The sequence below is a fragment of the Achromobacter dolens genome (assembly GCF_902859745.1).
In the GTDB taxonomy this organism is placed as follows: Bacteria; Pseudomonadota; Gammaproteobacteria; order Burkholderiales; family Burkholderiaceae_B; genus Achromobacter; species Achromobacter dolens.
On record NZ_CADIJW010000020.1, the window covers coordinates 36,520 to 53,889 of the forward strand.

At 67.5% G+C, this 17,370-nt stretch carries 19 protein-coding genes; 12 read left to right on the forward strand and 7 right to left on the reverse strand.

Annotated elements, in window-relative coordinates:
- Nucleotides 1–4: 4 nt before the first annotated feature.
- The gene (locus HV783_RS15800; protein ID WP_144657102.1) at nucleotides 5–1,402 is read right to left on the reverse strand and encodes an aminotransferase-like domain-containing protein; all 1,398 of its coding nucleotides are present in this window, start codon (nucleotides 1,400–1,402) and stop codon (nucleotides 5–7) included.
- 230 nt (nucleotides 1,403–1,632) lie between these two features.
- Between HV783_RS15800 and HV783_RS15805 the strand changes: the two genes are divergently transcribed.
- Entirely contained in the window at nucleotides 1,633–2,277 is a 645-nt protein-coding gene (locus tag HV783_RS15805) for a LysE family translocator (protein ID WP_054503515.1), read from the forward strand.
- Between the two features lie 10 nt (nucleotides 2,278–2,287).
- Here the strand turns inward: HV783_RS15805 and HV783_RS15810 are convergent, their stop codons facing one another.
- Together HV783_RS15810 and HV783_RS15815 are read right to left on the reverse strand one after the other, a co-directional pair.
- A complete protein-coding gene (locus HV783_RS15810; RefSeq protein ID WP_175143903.1) occupies nucleotides 2,288–2,980 on the reverse strand; it encodes an LrgB family protein in 693 nt (230 codons plus the stop codon).
- Nucleotides 2,970–3,374, reverse strand: a complete 405-nt coding sequence (locus HV783_RS15815) for a CidA/LrgA family protein (RefSeq protein WP_175143904.1) — start codon at nucleotides 3,372–3,374, stop codon at nucleotides 2,970–2,972. Before HV783_RS15815 ends, HV783_RS15810 begins: the two co-directional genes overlap by 11 nt.
- 95 nt (nucleotides 3,375–3,469) lie before the next feature.
- On the opposite strand from HV783_RS15815, the gene HV783_RS15820 reads away from it, so the two are divergent.
- The 9 genes from HV783_RS15820 to HV783_RS15860 all read left to right on the forward strand — a co-directional run bounded on the left by HV783_RS15820 (nucleotide 3,470) and on the right by HV783_RS15860 (nucleotide 11,968).
- Entirely contained in the window at nucleotides 3,470–4,357 is an 888-nt protein-coding gene (locus tag HV783_RS15820) for a LysR family transcriptional regulator (RefSeq protein ID WP_064526155.1), read from the forward strand.
- A gap of 71 nt (nucleotides 4,358–4,428) precedes the next feature.
- Nucleotides 4,429–5,316, forward strand: coding sequence for an alpha/beta hydrolase (locus HV783_RS15825; protein WP_064526156.1), 888 nt, complete (start codon nucleotides 4,429–4,431; stop codon nucleotides 5,314–5,316).
- A gap of 272 nt (nucleotides 5,317–5,588) precedes the next feature.
- Entirely contained in the window at nucleotides 5,589–6,500 is a 912-nt protein-coding gene (locus tag HV783_RS15830; RefSeq protein ID WP_064526157.1) for a dihydrodipicolinate synthase family protein, read from the forward strand.
- 76 nt (nucleotides 6,501–6,576) lie between these two features.
- Nucleotides 6,577–7,332 (forward strand): ABC transporter ATP-binding protein, encoded by a 756-nt coding sequence (locus HV783_RS15835; protein ID WP_175189448.1) that lies wholly within the window; start codon nucleotides 6,577–6,579, stop codon nucleotides 7,330–7,332.
- Entirely contained in the window at nucleotides 7,325–8,044 is a 720-nt protein-coding gene (locus HV783_RS15840) for an ABC transporter ATP-binding protein (RefSeq protein WP_054503508.1), read from the forward strand. The genes HV783_RS15835 and HV783_RS15840 overlap by 8 nt, the downstream gene beginning before the upstream one ends.
- Before the next feature lie 86 nt (nucleotides 8,045–8,130).
- Entirely contained in the window at nucleotides 8,131–9,336 is a 1,206-nt protein-coding gene (locus HV783_RS15845; RefSeq protein WP_175168067.1) for an ABC transporter substrate-binding protein, read from the forward strand.
- Nucleotides 9,337–9,448: 112 nt separating this feature from the next.
- Nucleotides 9,449–10,351, forward strand: coding sequence for a branched-chain amino acid ABC transporter permease (locus HV783_RS15850; RefSeq protein WP_006388713.1), 903 nt, complete (start codon nucleotides 9,449–9,451; stop codon nucleotides 10,349–10,351).
- A gap of 1 nt (nucleotide 10,352) precedes the next feature.
- Nucleotides 10,353–11,318, forward strand: coding sequence for a branched-chain amino acid ABC transporter permease (locus HV783_RS15855; RefSeq protein WP_049071298.1), 966 nt, complete (start codon nucleotides 10,353–10,355; stop codon nucleotides 11,316–11,318).
- Entirely contained in the window at nucleotides 11,318–11,968 is a 651-nt protein-coding gene (locus tag HV783_RS15860; protein WP_054432716.1) for a GntR family transcriptional regulator, read from the forward strand. Before HV783_RS15855 ends, HV783_RS15860 begins: the two co-directional genes overlap by 1 nt.
- Here HV783_RS15860 and HV783_RS15865 read toward each other — a convergent pair.
- A complete protein-coding gene (locus tag HV783_RS15865; protein ID WP_054489606.1) occupies nucleotides 11,943–12,434 on the reverse strand; it encodes a multidrug/biocide efflux PACE transporter in 492 nt (163 codons plus the stop codon). The two genes, HV783_RS15860 and HV783_RS15865, sit on opposite strands and share 26 nt — an antisense overlap.
- Before the next feature lie 105 nt (nucleotides 12,435–12,539).
- On the opposite strand from HV783_RS15865, the gene HV783_RS15870 reads away from it, so the two are divergent.
- On the forward strand, nucleotides 12,540–13,403 hold the full coding sequence (locus HV783_RS15870) for a LysR family transcriptional regulator (RefSeq protein WP_054503506.1): 864 nt from the start codon (nucleotides 12,540–12,542) through the stop codon (nucleotides 13,401–13,403).
- A gap of 36 nt (nucleotides 13,404–13,439) precedes the next feature.
- Here HV783_RS15870 and HV783_RS15875 read toward each other — a convergent pair whose 3' ends face one another.
- Nucleotides 13,440–14,258, reverse strand: coding sequence for a ChbG/HpnK family deacetylase (locus tag HV783_RS15875; protein WP_054503551.1), 819 nt, complete (start codon nucleotides 14,256–14,258; stop codon nucleotides 13,440–13,442).
- Nucleotides 14,259–14,294: 36 nt separating this feature from the next.
- Here HV783_RS15875 and HV783_RS15880 point away from each other — a divergent pair, with 36 nt between their 5' ends.
- The gene (locus HV783_RS15880; RefSeq protein WP_081273537.1) at nucleotides 14,295–14,690 is read left to right on the forward strand and encodes a GtrA family protein; all 396 of its coding nucleotides are present in this window, start codon (nucleotides 14,295–14,297) and stop codon (nucleotides 14,688–14,690) included.
- Here HV783_RS15880 and HV783_RS15885 read toward each other — a convergent pair.
- Entirely contained in the window at nucleotides 14,647–16,236 is a 1,590-nt protein-coding gene (locus tag HV783_RS15885) for a glycosyltransferase family 39 protein (protein WP_054503505.1), read from the reverse strand. The genes HV783_RS15880 and HV783_RS15885 overlap by 44 nt on opposite strands.
- Nucleotides 16,236–17,228, reverse strand: coding sequence for a glycosyltransferase family 2 protein (locus tag HV783_RS15890; RefSeq protein ID WP_064526266.1), 993 nt, complete (start codon nucleotides 17,226–17,228; stop codon nucleotides 16,236–16,238). Before HV783_RS15890 ends, HV783_RS15885 begins: the two co-directional genes overlap by 1 nt.
- Nucleotides 17,229–17,370: the final 142 nt, after the last annotated feature.

The window sequence follows — 17,370 nt, forward strand, 5'->3', positions numbered from 1 at the left end:
CGTTTCAGGCGAAAAGCTTTTCCAGCATATTCCACACGCCCCGGTCATCGACCATCGGCACCGAGAACCGCAACATGGTCGACGGCCCCTGGGATGGCGAGAACAGCGTGCCGGGCGCCAGCAGCATGCCCTGGTCGGCGGCGGCGCGAGCCAGCACCTCGCTGTCGCGCCCGCAATCGGCCCACACGAACATGCCTGCCTGCGGCTCGTGCCGGATCGTCAGGCCGAGCTTCTGCAGGCCCTTCAGGCAGCGCTGGCGGGCCTCGTCCACCCGCAGCCGCACGCGCTCGATATGGCGCCGGTACTGTCCTTCCATCAGCACCCGGTGCACCACCCGTTCGCCCAGCTCGGGCGAAGTCAGCCCGGCCAGCATCTTCAGGTCGGCCAGCTTCTGCAGGATGTCGGGATTGGCGGCCAGATAGCCCACGCGCAGGCTGGCCGCCAGCATCTTGGAATAGCCGCTGACCAGGATCACGCGATTGAGCCGGTCCAGCACCGCCAGCTTCATGGCGCCGCCCGGATGCAGCTCGCCGTAGGTGTCGTCTTCCACCACCATGAAATCGTGACGCTCGGCGATGCGCAGGATGTCGTAGGCGGCGCCCGCCGACAAAGTGTGGCCGGTGGGGTTGTGGACCGCGCTGTTGATGATGAACAGCTTCGGCTTGTGCTGCGCCGCCAGTTGCTCCAGCAAGGCGGTGTCGGGACCGTCGGGACCGCGCGGCACGCCGATCAGCCGGGCGCCGAAGGCGGCCAGGCGGCCAAAGATGACGAACCAGGCCGGATCCTCGACCAGCACGGTGTCGCCGGGCTGCACCAACAGGCGGGCGATCAGGTCCAGGGCATGGGTGACGCCATTGGTGGTGAGCAGATTGCGTTCGGGATGAGCGGGCACGCCGTCGCTCTGCAGCGAGGCGGCGATCTGCTGGCGCAGCGGCGAAAACCCCTGCGGATGGCCGTAGGAAACGAGATGGCCGCGCACCGAGCGGCCCACCGCACGCACCGCGCCCGCCACCATTTCGGGATCGAGCCAGTCGGCCGGCAGCAAGCCGGCGCCGCCCGGCATGCCTGGCCCGCCGCCCTCGCGGAACATGCTACGCAGCAGCCAGGCGATATCGACCCGCGCCGGCGGCGTGAAATTCTGCGTGGAAGCGGGCACGGCGACCGGGGCCAGCGGCCCGCTGCGCGCGCGCACGAAAAAGCCGGCGCCGCGCCGCGATTGGACCAGACCGCGCGCCACCAGCCGGTCGTAGGCTTCCACCACCGTGAAACGGCTGACGCCGGACTGCTCGGCCATCTTGCGGATGGACGGCAGGCGCGTCCCCGGCCGCAAGCCTTGCTCGTCGATGCGCCGGGCCAGGCCGTCGGCCAATTGCGCCACCAGCGTGGCGTCGGCCTGGCGCACCGGCTGCCAGGGCATGGAAGGCGAAGTAACTGTCATGGGGATTTCACCAGGCCAGCGGTTGAAGTGACATGTATAAGTGTACCGGTACTGTACCGATAACTATGCGTAGAGTGACAGCAATGGCATCAGCCCGCAAGCCCCGCGGACCGCTCCGCCGCATCGCCATGGCAAGGCTGCGGCCAGGGCTGCCACGGGGACCGGCCGCAGCCCTGTTTCATTGGAGTCAAGAAATGACGTTGTTCCCCGCCAGCCTGGCCGACGTGCCGCTCGCTTCCCTGTCCTTGCTGGGTCCCCTGGCAATGTTCGCCCTGGTCAGTTCGATCACGCCGGGGCCGAACAACGTCATGCTGGCCGCGTCCGGCCTGAACTTCGGCTTTCGCCGCAGCATGCCGCACCTGCTGGGCGTGAACCTCGGCTTCACGCTGATGATTTTCCTGGTGGGCGTGGGGCTGGGATCAGTGTTCCAACAGGTGCCGCAGCTTTACACGGTGCTCAAATACGTGGGCGCAGCCTACCTGCTGTACCTGGCCTGGAAGATCGCCAACTCGGGCGGCATGGAGGATGGCGCCGTCAGCGGCAAGCCGATGACCTTCCTGCAGGCCGCCGCCTTCCAGTGGGTCAACCCCAAGGCCTGGGTGATGGCCGTCGGCGTGATCGCCACCTATACGCCGCAGGCCGGCTTCTTCGCCAACCTGGTCATCGCCACGGTGGTGTGCGGCATCGTCAACCTGCCGAGCATCGGCATCTGGGTCACCTTCGGCACCGCACTGCGGCGCGTGCTGCACAAGCCGTGGGCGATCCGCGCCTTCAACGTCAGCATGGCGCTGCTGCTGGTGGCCTCGCTGTATCCGGTGGCGCTGGAAGCCTTCCACTGACGCGGCCGGATCAGGCCCGCAGCGCCACCACCACGGCGGGCGTGACCAGCACGTTGAACAGCCCTGCCATCACCATCACCAGGCCGGCCACCGCGCCCTCTTCCGCCGCCAGTTCGCGCGCCTTGGCCGTGCCGGCGCCGTGGGCGCCCATGCCGAACAGGGCGCCCCGAGCCAGGGCTGAACGCAGGGGCAGCCAGCGGCGCATGAGCTGGCCGATAGCCGCGCCGAAGACGCCGGTGACGATGACGAACACCGCGGTCAGGTCGGGTGCGCCGCCGACGTGCGACGACACCGCCACCGCGAACGGCGTGGCCACCGAGCGCGGCAACAGGCTCAGCCGCAGATCCGGCGGCAGGTCCAGCAGGCTGCCCAGCAACCAGGCGCTGAGTCCGGCGATGGCGCTGCCGACCACCACCCCCGCCGCCAGCACCGGCCAGTAGCGGCGGATAAGCGCGCGCTGCTCGTACAGCGGCAGCGCGAAGGCAACGATCACCGGCCCCAGCATCAGCATCAGCCAGTGCGAGCCCGACATGTAGTCGCGATAGCCGGTATGCAGGAGCAACGCCAGCATCAGCAACAGGGCCGGCGCCACCACCAGCGTCGACGTCCACCAGTACGCATAGCGGCGATAGAACAGGCGTGCGCAGGCATAGGCCAACACGGTGGCCAGCGGCCAGAACAGCAGGTTGAATTCAGCCCGCATGGCGGTTCATCCATCGGTAGCCGAGGTCGATCGTCAGCGCTGTGCCCGCCATGACCAGCGCTGTGCCCAGCAGGATCACGGCCAACAGCTTGGCGCCCAGCACGCCCAGGAATTCGCGGTGGTCCAGCAACGACATCACCGCGGGCACGAAGAACAGCAGCATCTCGCCCAGCAACCAGCTCGCGCCCCGGTGCACGTTGCGAACGCGCAGCAGGCCCGAAGCCAGCAACGCCAGCACCAGCGCCATGCCGATGACGCCGCCCGGCACCGGCAGGCCGGCGGCATTGGCCAGCATCTGGCCCAACAGGGAAAACAGGGTGATGAGGACGATCTGCAGCAAGCGGCTGCGGCGCAGCAGGCTGCGCAGGAGAACGGGATAGCGTGGGCGAGACATGGGTGAAATTCCTTGGGATGGAAACGTTTTACGCCTGGCCAGGGCATAGATAAAATGAATTTGATGAATTCAACCCATTCCAATCAGGCATAGTTATGGATCTGCGCCCCTTGCGCGCCTTGGTGGAGGTGGTCCGCCAGGGCGGTTTTTCCCAGGCGGCCAAGGTCGTGTTCGCCACCCAGCCCACGGTCAGCAAGGCCGTGCGGCAACTGGAGGATGAAATCGGCATGCCCTTGCTCGACCGCCAGGCGCAGCCGCCGCGGCTGACCGAGGCAGGCGAGATCGTCTACCGGCGCGCGGTCAAGATGTTGGCCGAACGCGACGATCTCTACGCCGAGCTGGACGAGCTGCGCGGCCTGAAACGCGGCGTGTTGCGGCTGGGCCTGCCGCCACTGGGCAGCAACGCGCTGTTCGCGCCGATGTTCGCGCGCTTTCGCAGCCGCTATCCGCAGATCGAGATCAGCCTGCTGGAACATGGCGGCCATCGGCTCGAGGAAATGGTGATGGCCGGCGAAATCGAGCTGGCCGCGTCGCTGCGCCCGGAATCCGGCGAACTCGATTGGCAGCCGGTGGCGCGCGAGCCGTTGATCGCGCTGTTGCCCGCCGACCATGCTGGTGCGCGCGCCGCCGCTATCGACCTGGAACAACTGCGCGACTCGCCCTTCATCCTGTTCGAGACCGGCTTCGCGCTGAACCGCGTCATCCTCGATGCCTGCCAGCGGGCCGGCTTCACCCCGGCGATTGCCGCCCGCAGCGGCCAGACCGACTTCATCGCGGCGCTGGTCATGGCCGGCCTGGGGGTCGCCTTCCTGCCGCGCCTGAAGGCCAACGAGGAGCGGCATGCGGGCGTGGCGCGGGTGCCGTTGCGCGATCCCGGCACGGACTGGGAAATGGGCCTGGTGTGGCGACGCGGCGGCTATCTTTCGCACGCCGCCCAGGCCTGGCTGGCACTGGCGCGCGAGATGCATCCGGATACCGCTTGACGCGAGCCGTCAACAACCGCCGTTGTATGCTGGCGGCGGAACCGTGCCCGTCGGCGCGGGTCATATCCTCCATGCCCGCCCTGCCCCGCCTCACCCTGCGCCGCCTGATCGGCGCCGCCGTGCTCGCCGCCGCCAGCGTGGTCGGCTGCTCGCAGCTCGACTCCTGGCAGCGCCAGACCATCTTCTCGCCGCAATCCGAGCCGCAGACATGGTGGCGCGAGCCGGCCAAGGGCACGCAGGTCTACGACCTGGCGCTGGCCAACGGCGACAAGGTTCGGGCCTGGTACTGGCAAAGCCCGCAGGCCGACGCGCCCACCGTGCTGTATCTGCATGGCGCGCGCTGGAACCTGAACGGCAGCGCCTTCCGCATCGACGGCTGGACCCGCAAGGGCTATTCGATCCTGGCCATCGACTACCGCGGTTTCGGCGCGTCGACGCCGCGCCTGCCGTCCGAGGCCAGCGCGCTGGAAGATGCCATGGCCGGCTTGAAGGAATTGGCCCGCCTGCAACCGGACCCGGCGCGCCGCTTCGTCTATGGCCACAGCCTGGGCGGCGCCATTGCGATCAACCTGGCGGCGCGCCCGGAGCAACCGGACTTCGCCGGGCTGATCGTCGAATCCAGTTTCACCAGCATCAGCGCGATGCTGTCCACCATGAAGTGGGGCCGCGTGCCCGGCGCCAGCCTGCTGGTCACGCAACCGTTCGACTCGGTGCAGACGCTGGCGCAGCTCCACACGCCGATGCTGTTCATGCATGGCACCGCCGATCGCGTAGTGCCGCACACCATGAGCGACGAGCTTTACGCCGCCGCCCGGGGAGTGGCGCCCGAACTGAAGCGGCTGGTCAAGATCGAGGGCGCGACGCATTCGGGCGCGTTCCGCAGCGGCGAGCAATACGACGACGCCGTGAAGACCTTCATGCGCGACGCCAGCCGCGCCTATCAACGCAAGGCCGGCTGACCCGCGCGCCGCGCCACCACGGGCCGAGCCATCCGTCGCGCCCGCGGGATCGGGCGTGCACGCCGGATCCCGCGGGCGGGCGCGGCATTCCGCTGGCTCCCCTTCCCGCCCATTCCCCTGCGCCTTCGGGCGCCCACACCGTCCTCCCCGGGGAAACCCGCTCTCGGGAAACTCCCATATCAAAATATCTTCTAAATATATTTAACGGATATTAGACTTTCTCCCACCCGCCGCCCTTCCTTCGCGGCGCCGGCCATCCGAGGAGAATCCAGTTGAGTAACGTGCGTTGGCAGGGCGTCTTTCCTGCCGTAACCAGTAAGTTCCATGCCGACGAAACCCTCGACTTCGAAGCGATGCGCAAGCACTTCGGCTTCCTGATCGACAACGGCGTGCATGGCCTCGTCACCTGCGGTTCGCTCGGCGAAGCCAGCACCCTGACGCTGGAGGAAAAGCTGGCGGTGACGCGTTGCGCCGTGGAAGTCAGCGGCGGCCGCATCCCCGTGCTGGCCAACGTGTCGGAAACCAGCACCCGCGAGGCGCTGCGCTTCATCAAGGCGGCGGTGGACCTGGGCGTGGACGGCTTCATGCTGATGCCGTCGCTCATCTACGTGGCCGATGCGCGCGAGGCGATGCAGAGCATCCGCACCATGGCCGAGGCCGCCGCCAAGCCCTGCATGATCTACAACAACCCGGTCGCCTACCGCGTCGACCTCAAGCCCGAGCACATGGCCGAGCTGGCCGATTGCCAATGGCTGGTGGCGATCAAGGAAAGCAGCGACGACATCCGCCGCGTGACCGACCTGCGCAACAAGCTGGGCGACCGCTATCAACTGTTCATCGGCGTCGACGACCTGTCGTTCGAAGCCCTGGCGCTGGGCGCCGACGGCCTGCTGGCCGGCCTGGTGACCGCCTTCCCGCGCGAGACCGTGGCGCTGTACGACCTGATGAAGGCCGGCAAGTGGCAGGAAGCGCTGGCGCTGTACCAGTGGTTCACGCCGCTGCTGCACCTGGATGTGTCGACCAAGCTGGTGCAGAACATCAAGCTGGCCGAGACCCTGGCCGGCGTCGGCAACGAGCACGTGCGTCGTCCGCGCCTGCCGCTGGTGGGCGCCGAGCGCGAGCGCTGCGCCGGCATCATCGAAGCGGCGCTGGCCAAGCGGCCGCGGCAATACCAGTCGAAGTAAACGACCCAGCCCGAAGCAGGACCGGCGCGCCCGCAGGGCCGGGGCGCGCCATCCTCCCGCCAGCCTCTCGGACACCATGCACAGCGACATCATCCTTCAGACCCGGGGCCTCACCAAGGAATTCCGCGGCTTCGTGGCGGTCAACGACGTCAACCTGAGCGTCAGGCGCGGCGCGATCCATGCGCTGATCGGTCCCAACGGGGCCGGCAAGACCACGGTCTTCAACCTGCTCACCAAGTTCCACATCCCCACGCGCGGTGAGATCGTCTACGACGGCGTCGACATCACCGGCGAACGGCCGGCGCAGACGGCGCGGCGCGGCATCGTGCGCTCGTTCCAGATCTCGGCGGTGTTCCCGCAATTGTCGGTGCGCGAGAACGTGCGCGTGGCCTTGCAGCGCAAGCTGGGCGTGGACTATTGCTTCTGGCGTTCGGAGCGCTCGCTGGAGCGGCTGCATGCGCGGGTCGAGGAACTGGTCGACCAGGTCGGCCTGCGCGGGCAACTGGACGTGGCCGCCGGCGACCTGCCCTACGGCCGCAAGCGCACGCTGGAGATCGCCACCACGCTGGCGCTGGAGCCGGAACTGCTGTTGCTGGATGAGCCGACGCAAGGCATGGGCCACGAGGACGTGGACCGCGTCAAGCACCTGATCAAGCAGGTCTCGGCCGGCCGCAGCATCCTGATGGTGGAACACAACATGAAGGTGGTGGCCGACATCTGCGACACCATCACCGTCCTGCAACGCGGCGAGATCCTGGCCGAGGGTCCGTACGCCGAGGTGTCCGCGAACCCCGCGGTGCGCGAAGCGTACATGGGAGCGGAAGATGAATGACAAGACCCCGGCGCGGTCCATGCTGGAGATCCGCGATCTGCACGCCTGGTATGGCGAATCGCACATCCTGCACGGCATCGACCTGGACGTGAAGGCGGGCGAGTGCATCACGCTGCTGGGCCGCAATGGCGCGGGCCGCAGCTCGACCCTGAAGTCGGTGCTGGGCCTGGTGGGCCGGCGCAGCGGCTCCATCAAGGTGCAAGGCCAGGAAACCATCGGCCTGCCGCCGCACAAGATCGCGCGCCGGGGCATCGGCTATTGCCCCGAAGAGCGCGGCATCTACGCCTCGCTGACCGCCGAGGAGAACCTCATGCTGCTGCCCTCGGTAGGACCGGACGGCATGTCGGTGGAAGAGATCTACACGATGTTCCCCAACCTGAAGGAACGCGCCCACAGCCCCGGAACGCGGCTGTCGGGCGGCGAGCAGCAGATGCTGGCGATGGCGCGCATCCTGCGCACCGGCGCCCGCCTGCTGCTGCTCGATGAAATCACCGAAGGCCTGGCGCCCGTCATCGTGCAGGCGCTGGGCCGGGTGATCCGGCAATTGCAGGAGCGCGGCTACACCACCGTGCTGGTCGAGCAGAACTTCCGCTTCGCCCGGCACCTGGCGGACCGCCATTACGTCATCGAACATGGCCAGGTGGCCGCCGTGATCGAGCGGGCCGAGGTCGAGCGGTCGCAGGACCGGCTCAACACCCTGCTCGGCATCTGAAGGCCGTCGCGCGCAGTTCCCCGTCATTGCAGTTCCCGTGTTGCTTCCGACCGCAGTCCCCCCATTCCCCTACGGAGCGTAGTCAGATGAAATTGAATCGAATTGCAGCGGCGCTGTGCGCCATCGGCTTGGCGGGCGCCGCCCACGCCGAGACCGGCATCAGCGACGGCATCGTCAAGGTCGGCGTGCTGACCGACCTGTCCGGCGTCTATTCCGACCTGGCCGGCAACGGCTCGGTGATCGCGGCGCGCATGGCGGCCGAGGAGATGGGCAACAAGGTGCTGGGCAAGCCGGTCGAGGTGGTGGCCGCCGACCATCAGAACAAGCCCGACGTCGCCGCCAACCTGGCGCGCGAATGGTTCGACCAGGGCAAGGTCGACATGATCACCGACTTCCCCACCGCGTCGACCGCGCTGGCCGTGATGGAGATCGCGCGCCAGAAGAACCGCGTGACCATGCCGTCCGCGGGCCTGTCGACGGCGATCCTGGGCGAGAAGTGCTCGCCGCTGAACGCGCAATGGACCACCAACACCTACGCGCTGGCGGCCGGCACGGCGCGCGCGCTGGTCAAGGAAGGCAAGAAGAGCTGGTACTTCATCACCGCCGACTACACCTTCGGCCATTCGCTGGAGAAGGACGCCACCGAAGTCATCCAGGAGAACGGCGGCAGCGTCGTCGGCGTGTCGCGCCACCCCTTCCCCGGCAACGATTTCTCGTCGTTCCTGCTGAAGGCGCAGGCCTCCAAGGCCGACGTGATCGCCCTGGCCAACGCCGGCAACGACACCGTCAACGCGGTCAAGCAGGCCAACGAATTCGGCATCACCAAGAAGCAGATCGTGGCGCCGCTGCTCACCTACATTTCGGACGTGCACAGCATGGGCCTGGCCAAGGCACAGGGCATGTACCTGACCGAGGCGTTCTACTGGGACTACGACGACGCCTCGCGCGCCTGGGCCAGGAAGTTCTTCGAGAAGGCCAAGAAGATGCCGACGGCCTCGCAGGCCGGCGTCTACTCGGCCACGCTGTCGTACCTGAAGGCGATCGAGGCGGCCGGCACCGACGAGGCGCCGGCGGTCATGGCCAAGCTGCGCGAGATGACCATCAACGACGCCGTGATCCGCAACGGCAAGCTGCGCGCGGATGGCGCGCTGGTGCACGACATGCTGCTGTTGCAGGTGAAGGCGCCGGCCGAGTCCAAGGCGCCTTGGGACTACTACCACGTGAAGTCGGTGCTCAAGGGCGACGAGGTCTTTCCCAAGCCGCAGGCCGCCTGCGCGCTGAACAAGTCCTGACGCCCGCTGGCGCCGGGCGGCTTGCGCCCGGCGCCGGTTCGATCCGCCCGCGGCGCGCGGCAACGCGCGCCTCCCGCAAACCGACGCGTCCCGTGTCCGATCGCCGCCCACTATGTTCGACATCTCGCTTCCCGCCCTGCTCGCCCAACTGCTGGTGGGGCTGATCAACGGCTGCTTCTACGCCATCCTCAGCATGGGGCTGGCCATCATCTTCGGCCTGCTCAACATCGTCAATTTCACCCACGGCGCCCAGTTCATGATGGCGGCGTTCCTGGCGTGGATCGGCTTCACCCAGCTTCCGCAACTGCTGGGCCCGGGCGCGCAGATCAACTTCTGGGCGGCCCTGGTGCTGGCGCCGCTGATTGTCGGCGCGGTCGGAGTGGTCATCGAGAAGACGCTGCTCAAGCGGCTCTACCACCTGGACCACCTGTACGGCCTGCTGCTGACCTTCGGCATCGCGCTGATGATGGAAGGCGGGTTCCGCTACTTCTACGGCATATCCGGCGTGGGCTACGAGCCGCCCGAGATCCTGCAGGGCGGCTTCGACCTGGGCTTCATGTTCCTGCCGGCGTACCGCGCCTTCGTGGTGGTGGCGTCGCTGCTGCTGTGCCTGCTGACCTGGTACCTGTTCGAGCGCACCCGCCTGGGCGCGCTGCTGCGCGCCGGCACCGAGAACGCCCGGCTGCTGCAGGCCTTCGGCGTCAACGTGCCGGTGATGATCACGCTGACCTACGGCTTCGGCGTGGCGCTGGCCGGCGTGGCGGGCGTGCTGGCCGCGCCCGTCATGCAGATCAACCCGCTGATGGGCTCCAACCTGCTCAATATCGTGTTCGCGGTGGTGGTGATCGGCGGCCTCGGCTCGATCATGGGCGCCATCGTCACCGGCCTGGCGCTGGGCCTGCTGGAGGGCCTGGCCAAGGTGTTCTACCCCGAAGCGTCCACCGTGGTCGTGTTCATCGTGATGGCGGTGGTGCTGCTGACGCGCCCCGCGGGCCTGTTCGGCAAGGAGAAATAAGGTGTCGCGCTTTCCTCTTTCCCTCCGCATCCTGGCGCTGCTGCTGGTGCCGGCGCTGCTGGTTCCGTGGTTCCCGCAAGTGGTCTATCCGGTATTCGTGATGAAGGTGCTGTGCTTCGCGCTGTTCGCGCTGGCCTTCAATCTGCTGACCGGCTTCACCGGCCTGGTGTCGTTCGGCCATGCCGCCTTCTTCGGCTGGGCCGGCTATGCCGCGGGCGAAATGATGATCCTGTACGGCGCGGCCGGCCTGCCGCCCGAGCTGGCGATGCTGTGCGGCGTGGCCATGGCCGCCGCCATCGGCTATGCCATCGGCTGGCTGGCGATCCGCCGCACCGGCATCTATTTCGCCATGATCACGCTGGCGCTGTCGCAGGTGGCCTATTTCATGGCGGTGCAGGTGCGCTGGACGCGCGGCGAGGACGGCATGCAGGGCATTCCGCGCGGCAAGTTCCTGGGCCTGGTCGACCTGAGCGCCGACACCAACATGTATTACTTCACGCTGGGCGTGTTCGTGCTGGGGTTCCTGTTCGTCTACCGGGTCATCCATTCGCCCTTCGGACAGGTGCTCAAGACCATCCGCGACAACGCGCCGCGGGCGATTTCGCTGGGGTACGATACGGATCGGTGCAAGCTGCTGGCGTTCGTGCTGTCGGCCTCGGTGGCCGGCCTGGCGGGTTCGCTCAAGGCGCTGGTGCTGCAGCTGGTGGCGCTCAACGACGTGTCGCTGGCCACCTCCACCGAGGTCCTGCTGATGACGCTGCTGGGCGGGATCGGCACCGTGTGGGGCCCCGTGGTGGGCGCCACGCTGGTCGTCAGCCTGCAGAACTACCTGGCCACCCTGGGCGATGTCGTCACCATCGTCATCGGGTTGATTTTCGTGTTGTGCGTGTCGTTCTTCCGGCGCGGGTTCGTCGGCGAATGGCTGGCCTACACGCAGTGGCGCAAAACGAAGGAAAACAACCGTTGATGGCAGGAGCAGAACCCAAACGGCGCGCCGCCGACGTCGCCTACGACCAGATCGAAAGCATGATCGCCACCCTGCAATTGCAGCCGGGCAGCGCGGTCGTGGAAGCCGATCTGGTCGAAAAGACCGGCCTGGGCCGCACCCCGCTGCGCGAAGCCTTGCTGCGCATGGTGGCGGCCGGCCTGATCCGCCAGGAACCGCGGCGCGGCCTGCGGGTCTCGATGATCCAGCTGGCCGACCACATGGACCTGATCCAGACCCGCCGGGCGCTGGAGCAGCTGATCGCCGCCAGCGCCGCGCGCCGCGCCACGCCGGCGCAGCGCGGCCAGATCGTCGAATGCGCGACGCAGATGGTGCGCGCGGCCGAGGGCGGCAACCTGGACGACTACATGCAGGCCGACCAGTTGCTCGACCACGTCTGTCACAGCGCCTGTCGCAACGTGTCGGCGGTGAATGCGGTGGAACCGCTGATCATCCAGTGCCGCCGCTTCTGGTACGCCTACCAGCACGAGGGCGACATCGCCGAAGGCGCGCGCCGCCACATGGCCATGGCCGCCGGCATCGCCACGGGCGACGAAGCGGCGGCCATCCAGGGCGCGGATTCGCTGATGGACTACCTGGAGATGTTTACGCGCAAGGTGATTGACGCGTAGCGCTCGCGGCCGGGGCGGCGGCGTCCTTGGCGCCGCGCGCCAGCCAGGCCAGGACGCGCGGGCGGGCGCGGTCGTAGCCCAGGTTGTAGAAGAAGGCGTACGGCAGGTAGAACAGCACCAGCGCGATGTCCAGCACGAAGGCCTGCCACAGGCTGATGTTCAGCCACCAGGCGGCCAGCGGGATCACGATCAGGATCAGCCCGAGCTCGAAGCCGAACGCGTGGATCACGCGCACGCGCAGGTTGCGGGTGATGCCCAGGCGGTTCTCCAGGCGGTCGAAGCCGGCGTTGTAGATCATGTTCCAGACCAGCGCGACCCAGGCGATCACGGCGGTCAGCACGCCCATTTCGAACAGCGACTTGCCCATGGCCCAGGCGGCCACCGGCGCGCACAGGCCAATGGCGAGAATCTCGAACAGGAAAGCGTGGATGAAGCGCTCTTTGATGGTTTTCTTGGCTTGCGTCATGACCCACCTCTGAGGTCGTTTGTTTCAGTGACCGGGGGATTTTCGACGATATTTCCGGTACGATAAAGATAGAATCCATCGGAAATTCCGATACAACACCCATCCATGCGCCATTCCCTGGAATCCCTGGCCACCTTCGCCCAGGTGGCCGCCGAGGGCACCTTTTCAGCGGCGGCCCGCAAGCTGGGCAAGAGCCAGTCCACCGTCAGCGAGACCATCGCCAACCTCGAGGTCGACCTGAACGTGACGCTGTTCGACCGCAGCCAGCGCCAGCCGTCCCTGACCGAGGCCGGCCAGGTGCTGCTGGGCCAGGCCTTGCAGGTGCTGGCGGCCAATGACCGCCTGAACCGCAGCGCCAGCCAGCTGTCGGCCGGACTGGAGCCGCGCCTGACCGTGGTGCTGTCGGATACGTTTCAGTCCGAAACCTTTGAGAACATGCTCAGCCAGATCGACCAGCGCTATCCGGCGCTGCGCTTCGAGTGCCTGATCGCGGAATACGAGGACGTGGTGGCGCTGGTGCAGCAGGGCCGCGCCCACCTGGGGCTGATGGCGGCGCAGGAAAGCTATCCGCCCGACATGGCCCACGCGACGCTGCGCGAAGCGTCGGAGATCGTGCTGTGCGTGGGCCGCGGCCATCCGCTGGCGACGCTTTCCGGGGTGACCCGGGACCACCTGAAGACCGAACGCGAGCTGCGCCTGAGCACCTATGAGCTGGACGACAAGGACCCCGCGCCGTCGCAGTCGACATGGTCGGCGCCGGGCTACCTGATGCTGCTGGAAATGGCCACGCTGGGATTTGGCTGGACCGAGTTGCCGCGCTGGATGCTGCAGCGCTTCGGCCGCGGGCAACTGGTGGAACTGGCGGTGCCGGGCTGGCCGCGCCAGATCCGGGTGGACGCGGTGTGGTCGACCCGCCGCCCGCTGGGACCGGCCGGCGCCTGGCTGCTGCAGAGCCTGACGCGGGCCTAATGTCGGCAAGCGTGGACGCCCTGGCGCACGACGCGCCTAGCGCGCGGTGTGCGGCAGGCGCGAAATGCGCACGCCGTTGGCGGCCAGCCAGTCGCCCAGCTTGGGGCAGGCCAGCACATCGTATTCGGCGCGGCGCTGGCGCGCCATGGCGCTGCCGCCCTGGCTGTCCTTGGCCGGATGGCACATCAGCAGATCGCAGTCGCGGGCATTGAACAGCCAGTTCTGCAGCAGGTCGGCATAGCGCCGCTTGCCCCCCTCGAAACCGTAGACACCCAGCAGCCGGCGGTTGGTGCGCAGGCCTTCACGGTTGGCGCGGCGGCCCAGTTCGGCCGCGCCCAGCGCGCCGATGATGCGCGCCTTGAGCGATTCCTTCAGCGGAATGCCGCAAAGCATGCCGGGCGCCGTCTGGCGCAACCACGGCATGCGGGCGCCGTAGCGCTGCTTGAGCATGACCAGCAGGCGTTCGCGGATCACGGGCAACTGGTGCACGTGCTGATGGCCGTCGACGTAGTCGGGAGCGCGGCCGAAGGCTGCCTCAAAGGCGTCGAACTGACGCGCCAGGTGCTGGTCGACCCAGGCCGCATCCAGGCGCCGCAGATAGGCACGCAGGATCAACTTCGACAGCGGCGGCAGGTCGGCATCGAAACCATTGCCCAAGGGCTCGGTGAAGTTCACGTGCAAGCCGAGATCGGCGTCCTGCGCCGCCAGCCGCGCCGCATTGGCGCGGAAGGTCGGTCCCAGCGACAGGCAACTGACCGCGCTCAGCCGGCCCATGCCGGCGAGCGCGATCATGCCTTCATCAATATCGGCATTCATGCCAAAATCGTCACCGCAAATCACTATGCGTTTGGTCAAGTCCTCACCCCGCTTTTTTTCATCGACACGCCCCACATGCGCGCCCTGCTTCAGCAAGTCATTCTGTTCGTCTTCGTCGGATGCGCAGCGGCCGCCACCCACTGGGGCGTCGCGGTCGCCTGCGTCGAAGGCCTGGGCGCGGCCCCGCTCCTGGCCAACCTGATCGGCTGGCTGGTGGCGTTCGTGGTGTCCTTCAGCGGACACTATCGGCTCACGTTCAGACATTCGAAGACACCCTGGACCATAGCAGTACGTCGTTTCTTCTTCATTTCAGCCGCGGGCTTCATCATCAATGAATCCGCTTACGCCTGGTTGCTGCGGGTAACGGCCATCCGCTACGACATCCTGCTGGCGCTCATCCTGATCGGCCTGGCGGTGGCCACCTTCATCACGAGCCGGCTTTGGGCGTTCCGCCACAAGCCCGCTGCTTGAACGCGGCGTCCGAGACCACCTGCCAGATCACGTATTTCACGCTGTTCGCCGCCGGTTCGAGGCCGGCCAGGGCGCGGTAGCTGCCCGCGTCCGACTTGGTGCCCCAGACCCAGTAGCGGGCGCCATCGGGCGCCGCGCACAGGCGGGCGTGGAATTCGTCGGCGCTGATCAGCACCTGCTTGCCCACCTGGGGCTCGAACTTGGCGGCGTCATAGAGTTCCTTGCGCCAGTTGTCGCGCACCGGCACTTCCGGATTGAGCCAGTCGTCCACCACCCAGGTCGGGTTGGGCGCCTTGGCGTACAGCGCCAGGTCGAACGGATAGGTGTGCAACGACACGAAGGTATCGGCAGGCTGAGCCAGCGAACGGATCTGTGCGGCCAGCGGGCCGGCGCTGCCACGGGCGGAGTGCGCCGCGATGCCGATGGCCAGCACACAGATGCCGGCGCCGACGGCCACGCAGATGCGCACCAGGCGCGGCGTCAGGACGTCGCTCTTCTGGCGCGCCGCGGCGACGATCACTTCCGCCAGCAGGAAGGCCAGCGGCGGCAACGCCGGCAACACGTAGCCGACCAGCTTGGAGTTGGGCAGCGAGAAAAAGCCTACCACCACCACGAACCAGATCAGCGCCAGGCGCCGCAGGTCGCGCTGGGGGCCCTCCGCCCAGAACGCCTTGCGCAAGATGCCGCCGCCCCAGAGGGACCACGGCAGGCTCAGGCCGACCACCACGGGCAGGTAGAACCAGAACGGCTGGGCGTTGTTGAAACCGGAGGCGGCGAAGCGCTGGAAATGCTGGTAGACGAAGAAGTAGTCGTAGAACCCGGGATAGCGGATCTGCATTAGCGCGAACCACGGCACCGCGACCACCGCAAACACCAGCAACGCGGGCGGCCAGACCAGCGCCCCCAGGCCACGCCAGCGGCGACTCCAGACCAGCCATACGAACAGGATTGCGCCCGGCAGCACCAGGCCGATCAGGCCTTTGGCCAGGACTGCCAGGCCGGCCAGCGCGGCGGCGGCCAGCGACATCCAGCGATAGGCCTCGCCGCGCTCGACACGCAGCACGGTGTCGGCCGCGGCCAGCACGCACAGGGTGATCATGCCGGCGACCAGCATGTCCAGGTTGGCGAATTGCGAACCGCCGTAGAAGAACGGCACGGTGGCCAGCACCAGCGCGGTCAGCGTCGCGCTGGCGGCGTCGCGGTAACGGCGCACGAAGGCGTACAGCCCGGCAATGGCGGCCCAAGAGGCCAACAGCGACGGCAGGCGCGCGGCCCAGGGGTGCACGCCGAACACCGTGAAGGACAACTCGGTCAGCCAGTAGTACAGCGGCGGCTTGTGGAAATAAGGCATGCCGTCGAGTAGCGGCACCATGTGCGAACCGCTGCGCAGCATGTCCCAGGCGACGCCGGCGTAGCGGCCCTCGTCGGGCAGCGTCAGGGGCCGCACCCAGGCCAGGAAGGCCAGCCAGAAACCGATGGCGAGCAGGAACCTGCCCGCCGGCGGGATCCAATCGGAACGCGCCGGCTGTTGCATCGCGGCGGCCATCAGTGCGCGACCTTGTCGGCGCGGGCGGCCTGCCCCTGGCGGCGGCGCACGACGAACAGCGGGCGCCCCTTGACCTCGTCGAAGATGCGGGCGACGTATTCGCCCACCACGCCCAGCGAGATCAGATTGACGCCGGCGAAGAACAGCACGGCCGTCACGATGGTGGTCCAGCCGGACACCGGGTTGCCGGACACGAGGAAATCGATCACCAGGTACGCCGCGTAGGCCATCGCCAGCACGGCGAACAGCACGCCGACGAGGCTGACCAGGCGCAGCGGCCAGGTGGTGAAGGCGGTCAGGCCGTCCAGCGCCAGCCGCGCCAGGCGCATGCTGCCGAAGCGGCTGTCGCCGTGCATGCGTTCGTCGGGGGTGTAAGGCAGCGCCTCGCCCTTGAAACCGACCCAGGCGTACAGCCCCTTCATGAAACGGGTGCGCTCGGGCAGCGCGTTCAGCGCGTCCACCACGTTGCGGCTCATCAGGCGGAAGTCGCCGGCGTGGGCCGGCACGTCCACGCCGCGGGCGCCGCTCAGCAGCTTGTAGAACCAGCGGGCGCCGGTGCGCTTGACCCAGGACTCGTCGCTGCGGGTTTCGCGCACGGCGTAGACCATCTCGGCGCCGGCGGCCCAGCGGGCCAGCATCTGCTCGATCAGGGCGGGCGGATGCTGCATGTCCGCATCCAGGCAGATCACGACGTCGCCGGTGGCGCTTTCGAGCCCGGCGCTGAGCGCGGCTTCCTTGCCGAAATTGCGCGACAGTTGCACGTAGCGGAAGCCATCGTACTGGGACCATTCGGCCATCAGCGCCTCGGTGCCATCGGTGCTGCCGTCGTCGGCGACGATGATCTCCCAGCCGGAGCACAACGCCGACAGCCGGCTGCGCAGCAGCGGCAGCAGCACGCGCAGGTTCTCGCATTCATTCAGGCACGGAATGACGCAGGTGACGCAGGCGTCGTACGGCACATTGGCGGCCGCCGTCCCCCAGACCGCTTCCATGGGAAACGCTTTGGTCAGGACGTGTTGCCCCTGGGGCTCGGACCGGAATTGGATATGCATGATGCTCTGAAATTGGAATGCGGGACGTTATGCCGGGCAGTATGCGCAAGCCATCGTCGAATTTTCATCAAATGCCCTGGCT